Here is a 14,943-nt window from a genome sequence, read left to right as displayed (position 1 = left end):
AGAAACAACCTGTTATGTTGTGTACTGTACGTAAGTAAATAAACTGTTTGTTGATTACCCAACACGGTGTTTATATAATGGTAAAGTGATTACGCTAATAACGCAAGTGAGGGATTTATTATAGATATTTCAGGTCTCATTTTAAAATATAAAAAGTCAATTGTATACGTTTTTATGATAGTGGCCGTCATGGCAGCTGTGGCACAATTTTTTGTGACTATTAATTATAATATGGTAGATTATTTGCCCGATGATGTTCAGTCGACACAAGCATTAGAAGTGATGGAAGCAGAATTTACAGCAGCCGTACCGAATACGCGTGTCATGATAAATGACGTCACGATTCAAGAAGCATTGCTTTTTAAAGAAAAACTTGCAGCCATTGACGGAGTGTCGGATGTTATTTGGTTAGATGATGTGATGGATGTAAAAACTCCGCTAGAAATGGCAGACAAAGATATGGTGGAGGCTTATTACCAAGACAAAAAGGCCTTGTTTTCTTTAGATATCCGTAGCGGTGATGAAGTAGTGATAACAGATGCTATTTATGAGTTGATTGGCGAAGAAAATGCGATGGCAGGAGAAGCACTTGATACTGCTACTTCGCAAAAAATGGCTGGCAATGAGTCGCTATACGCTGCAGCGCTTCTTGTTCCAATTATTATTTTTATTTTAGTCATTTCCACGACTTCATGGGTGGAGCCAATATTTTTCTTAACGGCGATTGGAGTATCTGTTCTTATAAACTTAGGAACAAATATTTTTATTGGAGAAATTTCCTTTGTCACACAATCTGTTGCACCAATTTTACAATTAGCCGTATCGTTAGATTATGCAATCTTTCTCCTTCATAGTTTTGCTTATTATCGAGAAAGAGTAGAAGACCCTGAACAAGCGATGAAGCTTGCGATGAAAAAGTCTTTCCCAGCGATTACAGCTAGTGCGGCTACAACCTTCTTCGGTTTCACAGCGCTAATGCTAATGAAGTTTGAGATTGGTTCAGACTTAGGTTTAAACCTTGTAAAAGGCATTCTACTAAGCTTTATAAGTGTGATGGTGTTTTTACCAGCATTAACATTATGTTTTTATAAGTGGATGGACAAAACACAACATAAAAACTTTATCCCAAGTTTCAAAGGAATCGGCGATAAAGTGGTGAAGATGAAAATCCCTAGTTTAATCATTGTTTTTGCTATTTTAGTACCGAGCTTTTTAGCTCAAAGTAATACTTCTTTTACGTATGGACTCGGAGAATTACCGGAAAACACTCGAGCAGGAAGCGATTTAGTTGTAATTGAAGAAGTGTTCGGTGAGTCTACCCCGATAGTTTTATTAGTACCAAAAGGGGATTTAGTAAAGGAAACGGAACTCGTAAACGAATTAAAGGAAGTTGAGTATGTTACTAGCGTTATCTCCTATGTAAATATGATAGGTCCAGTTATTCCACCGGAGTATTTAGACGAATCAATTACAGCAGATTTTTTCTCAGAAAACTATAGTCGAATTATTCTTTATACAAGTGCAGGAAAAGAAGGAGATGTTCCATTTTCTTTAGTGGAGACGGTGCAAGAAAAAGCTTCGTTCTATTATGGAGATGAAGCATTTACTTTAGGGGAAAGTGTAACATTGTTTGATATAAAAAATACGGTGAAACGAGACAACACTTTAGTAAATATAATGACGATAGTCACTATTGCGATTGTGCTTCTATTTACTTTTAAGTCTGTCAGCATTCCTGTAGTTTTATTAATTACAATTCAATCGGCAGTATGGATCAATTTATCGGTACCGTACTTTACGGACACTTCGCTCGTGTTTGTAGGTTACTTAATAATAAGTACCGTACAACTCGCAGCAACGGTTGATTATGCGATTCTTTTAACAGAAGCTTACAAAGAGCATCGTAAAGAAATGCCAGCTTTAAAAGCGATAAAACACACATTGGATGAAAAAACATTCTCTATCTCGATATCCGCAGCGATTCTCTCGAGCGTTGGCTTTATTTTATGGATCACATCTTCCAATCCAATCGTAGGTTCCATCGGATTACTACTTGGAAGAGGGGCGTTACTAGCTTTCGTGATGGTTTTATGTTTCCTACCTGCGATGTTGTTAGTGTTTGATAAGTTTATTAATAAAACGACATATAAAGCAAACTTTTATAAGGAGAAATGATGATGAGAAAAAAGAGATTTTTACTTGTTTCCTTAGCGCTATTGTTATTCTTGCCTTCATTTCTTGTGGATGCGGCCCCGAATAATAGTTCTACGAAAAAATCAGAAGAGGTAATGTCTGATGGAATCGCGGCAGACAAGGATGAAGTAGTATACGCGACGTTAAGTGCTGATGGCAAACTGAATGAGATTTTTGTAGTTAATATTTTTGACGTGGCTAAGCCCGGAACGATAATTGATTACGGTCATTATAGTAGTTTGAAAAATTTAACGGACTTATCCCAATTAGAGCAGCTAAATCATTCGGTTAAAATAGACGCACCTAAAGGGAAGTTTTATTATCAAGGGAATATGGATAAGACGAGTGAAATGCCTTGGAATATGACGATTTCCTATTTTCTAAATGGTGAGAAAATGGCGCCAGAAAAGTTAGCAGGGAAAGATGGTCGCCTGCAAATTAAAATCGAGACGACTGCAAATGAAAAAGTAGACCGTTCGTTTTACGAAAACTTCTTATTACAAATCGGGCTTGTACTTTCACCAGAAATTTTCACTAATATAGAGGCTCCTGACGCTATGATTGCAAACGCTGGAAAAAACAAGCGAGTTACCTTCACGGTTATGCCAGAGCAAGAAGGAGACTTTCTTGTTGAAGCAGATGTAGTTGATTTGGAGATGGACGGTATTGAAATTACAGCTGTTCCAGCATCTTTTTTCTTAGATGTTGAAGTGGATGGATTGACAGATGACATTAAGACATTAGCAGATGCCATAGCAGAAATTCATAACGGAGTTTCTGAATTGAAAACGGGAGTTTCGTCCTTAAATAGTGGGGTAAGAAGCTTACGTGATGGCTCTGCTCAATATCAAGACGGCATGAATGAAATAAATGGAGCATCTTCTGAACTAGTGGCAGGATCGGCGGAAATCAACAGGACGCTTGCTACGATTAGTGAGTCGATAAGCGATGGCTTAGGCTCTTTTGATAGTAGTGAATGGGATTTAACTGAACTCGAAGGTCTGCCAGAAAATCTTTCTCAGCTAGCAACTGCCTTAAGTACCATTGCGGAAGAGCTAGATAAGCTTGATGGAAGTTACTCAGAAGCACTTTCCGTACTGGATGGTGCTATGAAGGAAATACCAGCTTACTCTATTTCTGATGAACAAATTGAAGAACTGTACAATAGTGGTGCGGAAAAAGAAGTCATTGATAGGTTGTTAAAAACGTATTACGCTAGCCTTTCTGCAGTAGAAGCTTACGAACGTGTAAGAGGAAATTTTCAACAAGTAGATGGAATGCTTCGTGAGATAAGCGGAAATGTGCGTGAATGGAGTAATTCGTTACAGGTGTTGGCCACAGAGCTCAAGAACGCACTAGAAAATATGGATATGCTTTCTTACATTACAGAATTAGAAGACGGGATGAAGGCATTTTCTACAGGTTACGGAGATTTCCACGCAGGCTTAGTAAGTTATACGAATGGTGTGGACCAATTAGCACGCTCTTATCGTGATATTCATTCTGGAATTGTAGAAGTTTCCAATGGTACGAACGAACTGGATGCAGGAGTTGGCCGATTAGAGAACGGTACGAAGAAGTTATATGAAGCAACAAATGATTTACCAGAACAAATGCGAGATGAAATTGATAAAATGCTTGCAGATTACGATAAATCCGACTACGAGCCAGTATCATTTGTCTCAGCGGAAAATGAAAATGTAAACTCTGTTCAGTTTGTTATGAAAACAGAGAAGATAAAGAAACCAGAAGTAGACAGCTCTGCACAAGTGGAAGAGAAGAAGAAAGGTTTCTGGGCTCGTTTACTAGATTTGTTTTCTCGTGATAGAGGGTAAAATTATGATGGAGGGTCTTCTAGGGATAGAGGGCTCTTTTTCTTTACTTCTTAAAGTGAAAAAGTAGTATAGTAAAAGAAATGGATAAATCCGGATATACTTATTTTCAGGATGCACATACAAAATCATACACTTTCCCCGTAAAAAGGAGCAAAACAATGCACAAAATCATGCTTATTGAAGATGATGTTCAACTATGTGAACTGACTTGTGATCAACTACAACGTTACGGATATAAAGTGCACGTACCGAACGACTTTCAAAACATAGTTAATGAGTTTACATACATCCAACCTGATCTAGTCTTGTTAGATATTAATCTACCATACTATGACGGCTATTTTTTATGTCGAAGCATTCGTCAGCAATCGAACGTCCCAATCATCATTATTTCTGCAAGAAGTTCAGAAATGGATCAAATAATGGCGATAGAACTTGGTGCCGATGATTATGTTACGAAACCTTTTACATTTGAAATCTTACATTCAAAAGTAAAAGCTTCCATCCGAAGAGTGTACGGAGAGTATGCGCTAAAAGACACAACTCAACTTTGTGTTCATTCTTTATGCGTGGACAGTCAAACACTTGTTGCTTCCTATCAAGGAAAAAGTACCGACCTGAGTAAAAATGAATACAAGTTGTTAAGGAAATTTCTCGAGCACCATCATGCGTATGTTCCGAGAGAAGTGTTAATGGAAGAAGTGTGGGATTCGCAGACTTTTGTAGACGATAATACGTTAACGGTAAATATGACGAGAATAAAGCAAAAGCTTGCCGCCATTGGATTAGCGAACGTTATTAGTAGTAAACGAGGTGTTGGCTATATGTTAAGTGTGGTAGCAGAAAAAGGTCGAAAAGATGTTTAAACGCTTCATAAAAGATAGAGCCATTCTCATCGCATTTTACCTATTTAACATCATTTCGGTCATTACCTTTTTTCACTTAAGTGAAAGAGCAAACAGCGAAGTTTTATACCCTCTAACGATTGGGTTATTTTTACTTGGTGTGTACCTATTGATTGATTGGTTTCGCTATTATCAAGTAAACCGTGCTTTAGAAAAACTATTATGCAATCAATATACGGAGCTTCACGCTTACACAGAAGAACAGAAAGCATTTTTACGTTTATTAAACAAAAAGAATCAAGAGCACTCAAAAGACAAAAATGAGCAAAAAGAAAAGAACAAAGAAAGATTATATTTTTTATCACATTGGATGCACTACTTAAAGACGCCAGTTTCCGTTATAGAGCTTATGATACAAAAAGAAAAGCAAAATGAGGTAAGGCCAACCATATTAGAAAAGATTCAAGCGGAAAACAAGCGATTACATACGTCGATTGAACAAGGATTAACGATGATTCGAATGGATCGTTTTGAAAACGACTTGGAAGTTCAAGCGGTTGATCTTATTACATCATTAAGAAAATTGATTAACAACCGAAAAGTTGAATTTATCTATCAATCGGTTTTTCCAGTTATTAAAAGTGAACGGGAACATGCCCTCGTTATAACGGATTCAAAATGGAATGAAGTAATGTTAGAGCAAATCATTTCGAATGCAGTGAAGTATTCAACTGTAGAGGACGAAAGCAAAAAGCTACGGTTTCAAGTTCGTTTGGAAGGCGACGAAACGGCATTATCTATCATCGATGAAGGAGTAGGAATCCCACCGCATGATTTAGAAAGAGTGTTTGAACCTTTTTTTACAGGAGAAAACGGTAGAAAATTCTCCAACTCTTCAGGCATTGGTCTTTATCTTTGTAAAAGAATTTCAGATAAATTAGGACACCACCTTCTCATACATTCGGAAGTTTCCAAAGGCACTACTGTTACGATTCGATACCTTACAAAACTGTAAGGTATTTTTTGTATCGATAAATGGTTGTAACAAACAATTATTAGTAAGATGAAGGTAACAAGTTACAGGGCAGGGGGATTTAGTATGGCAGATGTTATTTTAGATGCTAATAAACTAGTAAAGATATATGGAGAAGCGAGCGGAGAAGGAGCGACAAAGGCAATAGATGGAGTTAGTTTGACGGTGCGTAAGGGTGAATTTATTGCCATAATGGGCCCATCTGGTAGCGGAAAAACAACACTATTACATATGCTCAGTGGCATAGACAAACCAACCTCTGGTGAAGTGCATATCGCAGGAAGAGAAATTAGTAATATGACAGGGGATGAACTAGCCATCTTTCGTCGTAAGAAGCTAGGGTTTGTATTTCAAGAGTTTAATCTATTAGATAGCTTAACAGTAAAAGAGAATGTCATTTTGCCAATGGTATTAGAAAAGAAAATCGTGGAAGAAATGGATGAAAAAATAGAAGAACTAGCAAAGTTGTTTAGTATAGGTGATATTTTGCATAAATATCCGTACCATATTTCTGGTGGTCAGCAACAACGTACAGCGGTAGCGCGAGCGCTTGTGAATGAACCGAACATTGTTTTTGCAGATGAACCTACAGGTAATTTAGATTCCAAGTCCTCTTCCACTATTATGGAGTGTTTTGAAAAAATTGTGCAAGAACTGGAAACAACCGTCCTTGTTGTGACACACGATGTGTTTGCAGCAAGTTACTGCCGTAAAGTTGTTTTCATAAAAGATGGTCGAATTCACTCCTCCATTGTTCGAAAAGGAGATAGGAAAGAGTTTCTCAATCAAATAATGGATAACCTCGCCGTTCTAGGAGGTAGGAGCCATGACCTTTAATCAACTCGTATGGAGGATGGCGAAGAAGAATAAGCAAAAATATTTGTTTTACTATTTATGTAATAGTTTTGCGGTTTTATTTTTCTTCATGTTTGCAACGATTTACTATAATGAAGAAATTGTAGAAGTTAAACAGATAGATTCCATTGATACGGTATTAATTGTACCAGGTGTTGCATTAGTTGTATTTGCCATTTTCTTTATTAACTATGCACATGGAATATTTATTAAAAGAAGAAGAAAAGAATTTGGCTTGTTTATGACGCTTGGAATGTCGAGCAAGGATTTTTGTAAATTGTTATTACTAGAAAGTGGAGTTATTGCCGTTCTTTCTATTATTTCAGGGATTATAACTGGTGCTGTATTTTCAAGGCTGTTTTTCTTAGTGTTAATGAACAGTACTGGGTTTGACGAAGTTCCGTTTCAATTGAATGTAGAAATGTTTAAAGCATCTATTGGTGCATTTTTACTCGTGTATCTCGTTTCTGTAGGAAAGACGTTGATTTTAACTGTTACACAATCGCTTACACATAGTTTAAAAAGTGATAGGGTGACAGATTCACTCAAGTTTAAAAGTCCGCTTTTTGGTGGAGTAGGAATTGTAATCGTAATCGGATCGGCCTTCATGCTCTACTATACCTATTTAAACCCGAGCTACGGCGGAAGTGATGGCAGTATTCTACTACTGTTTACTATTCTTTTGTTACTAGGTCTCTATGTAGCGTTGTCTCAATGCATGAGCTTTTTTATTGAAATGGCAAAAAAGTATAAACCATTTTATTTTCGTAGATTGTTATTTTTGTCCAACTTAGAATACAAGTTTAAACAGCAAACAGGAATTTTAATGCTTGTTACGGTAATGAGTATGGTCACAATATTTTATAGTTCCGTTATATTGTTTATTTACCTATCGACGGAAGATCAAGTGACCAAACGTAATCCGTATACACTGACCTTTGTAGAATCAGAAACAAAGAATCGAATCTCCGAAGAGGAACTTTACTCTATTTTAGATAAAAAAGAGCATCCGTTGACAGATCATTTGGTTTTACCAGTTTTTGAACACACGGTGAAACATGCTGAAAATTGGTTCTATGATTATGCTTTTGTAAGGTTGTCTGATTTTAATAGTTTAACCGGAAGTCAGAAAGTCTTAAGCGAAGGTGAATTTATCTATTTTTTAAATAACTATCCTGAATATACGTATATGGATGAGCCTTTGGATAGACTCACTATTAAGGTGCAAGGGGAGAATGTAACGCTACCTCAACAAGAGGCGTTCGTGGACAGAAAGGTGAATATTGGATACGAGTACTTTATTTTGAATGATGGGGAGCTAGATGCTTTAAAGCAAAATGTAGTCGGAGTGGAATATAACATTCATTTAATAAATACAGACAACTGGAAGAATACTAGCTTTGCGGTGACTGAACTAGAAAAGAGTTTAACAGAGTGGAATGAGGCTAATTTAGATGAGGAGATGGAGGAAACATATCCGGATGTCAGATCTCGAGTGAAGGAGTATGACTCGGAAAAAAACGCCGGAGCCATCCTATTCTTTGTTTCCACTTTCTTAAGTGTAATGTTCTTTTTTGGAACGTTTATTCTGTTATATTTAAGTTTATTCTCAGATGTTGAACAGGAAAGAAAGCAATATAGGAAACTATTTAAGATTGGAATTACATCGAAAGAAATGAAAGCGAACATTTCAAAGGAATTAGCCGTTTTATTCTTTTTTGCACCATTACTAGGCAGTTGCCTTGCTTTTGTCTATGTTCTTACTTTAGCAAAAGATGTTGGTGGGATTTTGCAAAATCCAAATCTATTCAAGAATTTCCTTGTTATATCCTTGATTTATTTAGCCATACAAACAATTTATTACGTTTATGCACGAAGGAAGATGTGGAAGCAGTTATTGTAAGATCATATTTTTCAGGTCGAAGGGAACATACTTCGGCCTTTTTAATTGTAAATTTTTTCTTGTTTTGTATGTCGTGGTGTGATATAGTCGTATCATGACATACCGAGGTGTGACATTACTTGTTGTTCAGAAAGTGGTGTTTGAAGTGAATATAGAAAAAGTATTAAAAAAATATATACCGATGACAGAGACTGCGTTTTATATTCTTTTGTCTCTCACGTATCCTCGACATGGGTACGGAATTATTAAACATGTAGAAGAGATATCGAACGCTAGAATCCGTTTAGGATCTGGTACGATTTATGGGACGTTAACAAAGATGCAAAAGGATGGAGTTATTACTGTATTTTCTGATGAAGAAAGAAAGACAGTTTATGAAATTACGGATGTCGGCAAACAACTTATAGTAGCGGAGATTAATAGGTTGAAAGAGCTTCACGGGAATGCCATAAAGTATGAGGGGGAGTTTATATGATGACTCGATTTAGGCCATTATGGAGTTTTGATGTGCAGAAAACTGAAACATGGCTATCGGAACAAGCGGCAAAAGGGTATCACTTACATAAACTGCATCGCTTTAAAAGAGGCTTTTCTTTTGAAAAAGGAGAATCAAAGGCTGTGACATATCGGATTGGCCGAGATAAAAATCAAGGAGCCACTTTGTCCAAAACACTTACAGATGGTGGTTGGGAAATCGTTGCACAAAGTGGAGGTTGGTTTGTAACCGCCAATGAAAGTGTACCAGAACAAATTAAATCCTTTACGAGTCGAGAAGGGATAATTAAAAGAAATAGATCAATCACTTACTTATATTACTTCTTACTTTTTTACTTTTCTTTTGTGGCATTTACGAACTTTGCGATATTTTCTGCAGCTTACTTTACTAATATCCCGATGGAAGTGGAAGAGAGTCCATTTTGGTTCATCACATATACGGTATTTGGTATTATTGCGGCCTTTTATATCCTAATGGTATATTCCGTTATTAAGATTCATCGAACGAATAAAATGTTGTCTGAGGAACATGTAAAGTCTAGTTTTGTAAGTAATTTTCAGACAGTAACGATTCTAACGAAGAAGGAAGAAAAGGAATTTAGGAAGAGTGGAAAGTTGTTTAAGAAAAGGAAGTTTGGTTGGTTTTATTCTCCTGACAAAACGGAGAAATGGCTTGAGAAAATGGAAGCCGAAGGAAATAATCTTTATAGAGTCAACAAGCTAGGAACAACGTTTATTTTCTTAAAAGGAAAGTCACGAAAAGTAAAATATTGTGCGGACTATCAAAACTTCTCGAAAGAAAGTTACTTTGAAATACATCGTCAAGCAGGATGGAAGCAGGTTTATAGCTCAGCAACCGCATTACAAAAGTGGACAATTTGGAGTAAAGAGTATAATGAAGGGGAGATTTCTCCTCATTTATATAGTGATAAAACACATCTATTGAAACACGCAAAGCGTGTTGCATCAGCCTATTCAATTCTCTTCACACCAATGGTGCTTATGTATTTGTTTATTACGGGTTTTAATTTGATGTATATCTACACATCGGATACGTGGAGTATAAATGAATTCAATATAATTATGTTCTTAATAACTATTATTGTATTTGGGTCGTTTATCACAAGGTCGTGGATGTACTATTTCCGATTGAAAAAAGAAACGAGCACGGAGAGGTAGTGTGCGTGAAACAAGATTTTTCGGTGTGTAACTGGCACCTGTAATTTATAGGCCTTATGATGTGAAACAAGATTTTTCGGGTGGTGCATGGCACCTGTAATTTTAATGCCTTATGAAGTTCAACAACAGCAAATTTTTAGGTCTAGATGAACTTCATAGGCCTTATGAAGTTCAATAACAACAAACTTTTAATGTTAGATGAACTTCATAGGTCTTATGAAGTTCAACAACAACAAATTTTAAATGCCAGATGAACTTCATAGACTCTATGAAGTTCATCTGGCATTAATTTATTAGGACAAGTTGAACTTCACAAGCTTTTTTGTCCCAGACTCTTTATTTATTCTTATGTTCTCACCAAGATTTATCGTCAAAATTGCCTTCGTTAGGATAAATCTCGCGTTTCTTTGAATAGCCATCTTGGTACACTACTTCAAGCTCAAGCTTCTTCATGTTTTTTGTATTCAGTTCGCCTTGATAATATCCGTAAGTACCAGCTCTACGTTGTAATTCTTCCACACCTTCCGTTCCATCACCATAAGTAATGTGAACTTTAACTTCTCTAACTCGGAATTCTTCTAACGGTGACTGCGCCGGATGTACGGCTATGTTAAAATAACCTATTTTATCTTTACCGTCAGATCCAAACTCGCTCTCGTACTGCACAAGGCGCTTATGTGAAGTATCTGGAATCATATCGACAGTAGAAGATTTTGTTGTACCCCCAACTGCTGTTATTTGATATTCGTACGATTTATTAGAGGCTAGCACAACGTTCGCCTCAAATTGTGTGAGATTCAAACTAGTAGCTTTTATTTCTTCCCAAACGTTACTAGAGGTATTTCTATAAGAAAAAATTACTTCAGCGTCATTATCTAATTCATTAAATGTCCAAACAGCTGTCACATGAACAAAGTTTTCATTTACTACTGATTTCGGAGTAAACTCTACATGATTAATAAATCTGTTTGCCTCCACTAATTCATAGAGCTCATATTGCATGTTATCTATATTAGATGTAAGCCGATTAATTTCAGATCGCAAATAAATCACTTCTTGGCGTGAATTATTTTCTACCTCAAATACTTTTGATACGGAATAAATACTTAAAATCAAACTTCCTATAAGTAGGAAAGCTAAAATCTTCATCTGCTTCTCCAATTTCCATCCCCCTAGTTAGTACAATCCGAATTTCTCCATACATACATAACGAACGAAATAGAAAAAAGTTTCAAAAAACATTAACTATAGTAGCATAGTAATGTTTAAACAAACGTTTGATTAATATGTAAAAAACTTATGTACATCAATGGAATTTTATCTAGATTAACATTTAATAAAAACGATAATAAAATAATGAACCGTCTTTCCAATGTATAAGAGTAACCATTTCAGAAATGTAAACATATGTTGAGATGGATAATAATCTAGGAGGGGAAATTTTGAACAATATGTATACTTACCGTACGCAACCGCAAATGAATACGAATGGTCCTATGCAAGTTGTAGTCGTAGAGCCGTATGTGTATACTGCCCTAACTAACTTGAATGGAAAGCGAGTAGTATTAGATACGACACGTGGATCTGTTAGTGGAACAGTTGTAGATGTAAAACCAGATCATGTCGCCATTCAAGAACATGACTCCACTTTTTTAGTACGTTTATGCCAAATTGTATGGATAATGCCTGATAATAACTAAATCTAAATGTTAAAGCGCGAAGGACAGCACGATACATGCTGTCCTTTACCTACATAGCAGCTGGGATATTAATCACTTGACCACCAAAAATAAGGTTAGGATGTTGGATTTGAGGATTTACTCGTAGGATACTTTCTACAGAAGTACCAAACCAAATAGCGATTTTGAATAACGAACTCCCTGGCCTGACAATGTACTGACCAATTATCGGGCGTTCTTCACATTGAAACCCTAACGAAGTCCATGTTTCCGCATCTACAATACCTGTCATTTCTAACTCGCGAGTGTTACGCTGCCAAGTAAGTACAGCTGTTTGAGTGAGTGGCCCATATATTCCATCTATTACTCCTCGATAAAGACCAACAGTTTGTAACATAAATTGAATTCTACTAACATTTGGACCGCGGTCTCCTTGTCTTAATACAGGGCATAGAGTATACGAAAACTCCCGAGGTGGTAACTGAATAATTTGCCCAGGATATATTAAATTAGGATTCTCTATTTCAGCGTTATAAGCCATTAAAAGTTGTAAAGTCGTGTTAAATCTTGTTGCCAATGAATAAAGGGTATCGCCAGGTTGAATGACGTAGACCATATTGATTTCCTCCATTAAATGTTTTCTTTGACTAATATATGATTTAGTTAGATTTTTGTTTCAACCTGAAAAAACGCTCGATACAAAAAGAAAAAGCTAGGGAACTATAGTATCCCTAGGCATTTTATTTAAAGTGTTTTCTAGCATATCGGAGTTGTTCTCTTTCCGTTAAGAGCCTCGTCGCTTTTCCAACCGTTCCATTTTGTAGAGACCATATTGGATTATGATCTTGCACTGCATGACTAAAATCGAGGGATGAAACTATAGATGAATCAATTTCATCATTACGGTTCGTTTATTGAAAAACGTAATTTTGTAAATAGAAATAAAACATTCGTTACTCTTATAGTAGTCATACATTATGTAACGGATTAAAAAAGGCCAGAAGCATAATAAAAATGGCTTCTGACCTTTTTTCTTATATCCTAAAGCTTAAACGAGCTCTTTAACGAAACAATTAAGTTAAATACAAATTTCTCTTCAGTCGTATGCTTTGGATCCACATTGAAGTAACCGTGTCTAAAGAATTGGAACTTCTCTTGTGTTGCCACGCTTTTCATGTTTGGCTCTACAAAACCATTTAATACTTGAAGAGAATTAGGGTTAATTTGATCTAAGAAAGATTTTTCCACTGTTTCCGTTTGCTCTTCTCCAGCAGTACCTTCTGCTACTACTTCCTCAGGCTCTTCTGTCGTTAATAACGGCTCATATAAGCGAAACTCTGCTGGTATAGCTTGAGTTGCTTCTACCCAGTGAATCGTACCTTTTACTTTACGACCAGTAAATCCAGAACCACTCTTCGTTTCAGGGTCATACGTACAGTGGATTTCCACCACATTTCCGTCTTCGTCTTTAATGAATTCTTCACACTTAATAAAGTAAGCATGCTTTAGACGAACTTCATTACCAGGGTATAGACGGTGGTATTTGTTCGGTGGATTTTCCATGAAATCTTCTTGCTCAATATAAATTTCTCTTGAGAATGGAATTTGTCTCATACCCATTTCCGGATTCTCAGGATTAATTTCTGCATCTAAAAATTCTACTTGCCCTTTAGGGTAGTTCGTAATAACCACTTTTAAAGGACGAACAACACCCATTGTACGAGGTGCTTTCAGTTTTAGATCTTCACGAACAAAGTGGTCAAGCATTTGTGAATCTACAAATCCTGAACCTTTTGATACGCCTGTTTCACGAACGAAGGTACGAATTGCTTCTGGCGTGTAACCTCTGCGACGTAAACCAGAAATAGTTGGCATACGTGGGTCATCCCATCCGTCAACAATTCTTTCGTCCACAAGTTGCTTCAGTTTACGCTTACTCATCACAGCGTTCGTAATATTTAAACGACCGAACTCAATTTGTTGTGGTGTGCTTGTCATTTCACACTCTTGTACAATCCAGTTGTAAAGAGGGCGTTGGTCTTCGAACTCTACTGTACAGATGGAATGAGTTACATCTTCAATCGCATCTTCTAGAGGATGAGCGAACGCGTACATCGGGTAGATACACCATTGATCGCCTGTATTGTGGTGAGTTGCATGGGCAATTCGGTAAATAACAGGGTCACGTAAGTTAATGTTCGGTGAACTCATATCAATTTTCGCGCGTAATACTTTCTCTCCGTTACCAAACTCTCCGTTACGCATACGTTCAAAAAGGTCTAAGTTCTCTTCAATAGAACGATCGCGGTAAGGGCTGTTTTTACCAGGTGCTTTTAATGTGCCACGGTACTCACGAATCTCATCTGCAGAAAGGTCATCAACATATGCTTTTCCTTTTTTAATTAAAAGAACAGCTCTGTCGTACATTTCTTGGAAATAATCAGATGCGAAAAATAGTCCGTCCCAGTCGTAGCCAAGCCATTTCACATCTTCTTTAATCGCATGAACGTACTCAGAATCTTCTTTTAAAGGGTTCGTGTCATCAAAGCGTAAGTTCGTTTTACCGTTAAACTCGTCTGCTAAGTCGAAGTTAATAACGATTGATTTTGCATGACCAATATGTAAGTATCCATTAGGTTCTGGAGGGAAACGAGTAATAACATGGCTTCGCTTACCAGACTCCAAATCTTCTTTCATAATATTACGGATAAAGTTGGAATTATGATCCACGTTTTGTTCAACCTTTCTTGTTATGTGATGATTGGGTCAACTAGACAGATTACCAGGCCCAAATCTTATTTAATAAGCATTATACACTATTCAATTTTATAATTGTATCACAATTGAAAGTGAGTGCAAAAAAGTTAGAAGTTTCTTCAAAGACGAATGATTATATTTAAGACAGCAATAATGTACACACCCTTTT

Annotated in this window: 13 protein-coding genes; 9 read left to right on the top strand and 4 right to left on the bottom strand. The window is 36.6% G+C overall.

What is annotated here, in order from left to right:
• Positions 1-174: 174 nt before the first annotated feature.
• The 8 genes from CDZ92_RS12670 (at position 175) to CDZ92_RS12635 (ending at position 10,338) form a co-directional block, all read left to right on the top strand.
• Positions 175-2,175: an efflux RND transporter permease subunit gene (locus CDZ92_RS12670; RefSeq protein ID WP_176483765.1), complete on the top strand. Its 2,001-nt coding sequence runs from the start codon at positions 175-177 to the stop codon at positions 2,173-2,175.
• A 2-nt stretch (positions 2,176-2,177) separates the two neighbouring features.
• Entirely contained in the window at positions 2,178-4,028 is a 1,851-nt protein-coding gene (locus tag CDZ92_RS12665) for a YhgE/Pip domain-containing protein (RefSeq protein WP_255249815.1), read from the top strand.
• Positions 4,029-4,186: 158 nt separating this feature from the next.
• Positions 4,187-4,894, top strand: coding sequence for a response regulator transcription factor (locus CDZ92_RS12660; protein ID WP_096155566.1), 708 nt, complete (start codon positions 4,187-4,189; stop codon positions 4,892-4,894).
• Positions 4,887-5,888 carry a sensor histidine kinase gene (locus tag CDZ92_RS12655; protein WP_096155565.1) on the top strand — a complete coding sequence of 334 codons (1,002 nt, stop codon included), beginning with the start codon at positions 4,887-4,889 and terminating at the stop codon, positions 5,886-5,888. Before CDZ92_RS12660 ends, CDZ92_RS12655 begins: the two co-directional genes overlap by 8 nt.
• 84 nt (positions 5,889-5,972) lie before the next feature.
• Positions 5,973-6,743: an ABC transporter ATP-binding protein gene (locus CDZ92_RS12650; RefSeq protein WP_096155564.1), complete on the top strand. Its 771-nt coding sequence runs from the start codon at positions 5,973-5,975 to the stop codon at positions 6,741-6,743.
• Positions 6,733-8,664 carry an FtsX-like permease family protein gene (locus CDZ92_RS12645; protein ID WP_096155563.1) on the top strand — a complete coding sequence of 644 codons (1,932 nt, stop codon included), beginning with the start codon at positions 6,733-6,735 and terminating at the stop codon, positions 8,662-8,664. The genes CDZ92_RS12650 and CDZ92_RS12645 overlap by 11 nt, the downstream gene beginning before the upstream one ends.
• Positions 8,665-8,809: 145 nt before the next feature.
• The gene (locus CDZ92_RS12640) at positions 8,810-9,139 is read left to right on the top strand and encodes a PadR family transcriptional regulator (protein WP_176483764.1); all 330 of its coding nucleotides are present in this window, start codon (positions 8,810-8,812) and stop codon (positions 9,137-9,139) included.
• On the top strand, positions 9,136-10,338 hold the full coding sequence (locus tag CDZ92_RS12635) for a DUF2812 domain-containing protein (RefSeq protein ID WP_096155562.1): 1,203 nt from the start codon (positions 9,136-9,138) through the stop codon (positions 10,336-10,338). Before CDZ92_RS12640 ends, CDZ92_RS12635 begins: the two co-directional genes overlap by 4 nt.
• Before the next feature lie 354 nt (positions 10,339-10,692).
• Here CDZ92_RS12635 and CDZ92_RS12630 read toward each other — a convergent pair whose 3' ends face one another.
• Positions 10,693-11,499, bottom strand: a complete 807-nt coding sequence (locus CDZ92_RS12630) for a hypothetical protein (protein ID WP_096155561.1) — start codon at positions 11,497-11,499, stop codon at positions 10,693-10,695.
• A gap of 290 nt (positions 11,500-11,789) precedes the next feature.
• Here CDZ92_RS12630 and CDZ92_RS12625 point away from each other — a divergent pair, with 290 nt between their 5' ends.
• Positions 11,790-12,038: a YuzF family protein gene (locus CDZ92_RS12625; RefSeq protein WP_255249855.1), complete on the top strand. Its 249-nt coding sequence runs from the start codon at positions 11,790-11,792 to the stop codon at positions 12,036-12,038.
• Positions 12,039-12,087: 49 nt separating this feature from the next.
• On the opposite strand, the gene CDZ92_RS12620 is transcribed toward CDZ92_RS12625, so the two are convergent.
• The 3 genes from CDZ92_RS12620 to CDZ92_RS12615 form a co-directional block, all read right to left on the bottom strand.
• Positions 12,088-12,633, bottom strand: a complete 546-nt coding sequence (locus tag CDZ92_RS12620) for a LysM peptidoglycan-binding domain-containing protein (protein WP_096155560.1) — start codon at positions 12,631-12,633, stop codon at positions 12,088-12,090.
• 124 nt (positions 12,634-12,757) lie between these two features.
• Positions 12,758-12,898, bottom strand: a complete 141-nt coding sequence (locus tag CDZ92_RS20340; protein WP_255249854.1) for a DUF6241 domain-containing protein — start codon at positions 12,896-12,898, stop codon at positions 12,758-12,760.
• 160 nt (positions 12,899-13,058) lie between these two features.
• Positions 13,059-14,747, bottom strand: a complete 1,689-nt coding sequence (locus CDZ92_RS12615) for a glutamine--tRNA ligase/YqeY domain fusion protein (protein WP_096155559.1) — start codon at positions 14,745-14,747, stop codon at positions 13,059-13,061.
• Between the last annotated feature and the right edge of the window lie 196 nt (positions 14,748-14,943).

It is taken from the genome of Bacillus sp. FJAT-45066, assembly GCF_002335755.1.
Lineage (GTDB): Bacteria > Bacillota > Bacilli > Bacillales > Bacillaceae_I > Bacillus_CD > Bacillus_CD alkalisoli.
The sequence above is the reverse complement of the archived record's forward strand: the minus strand, read 5'-3'. Positions and strand labels throughout refer to the sequence as shown.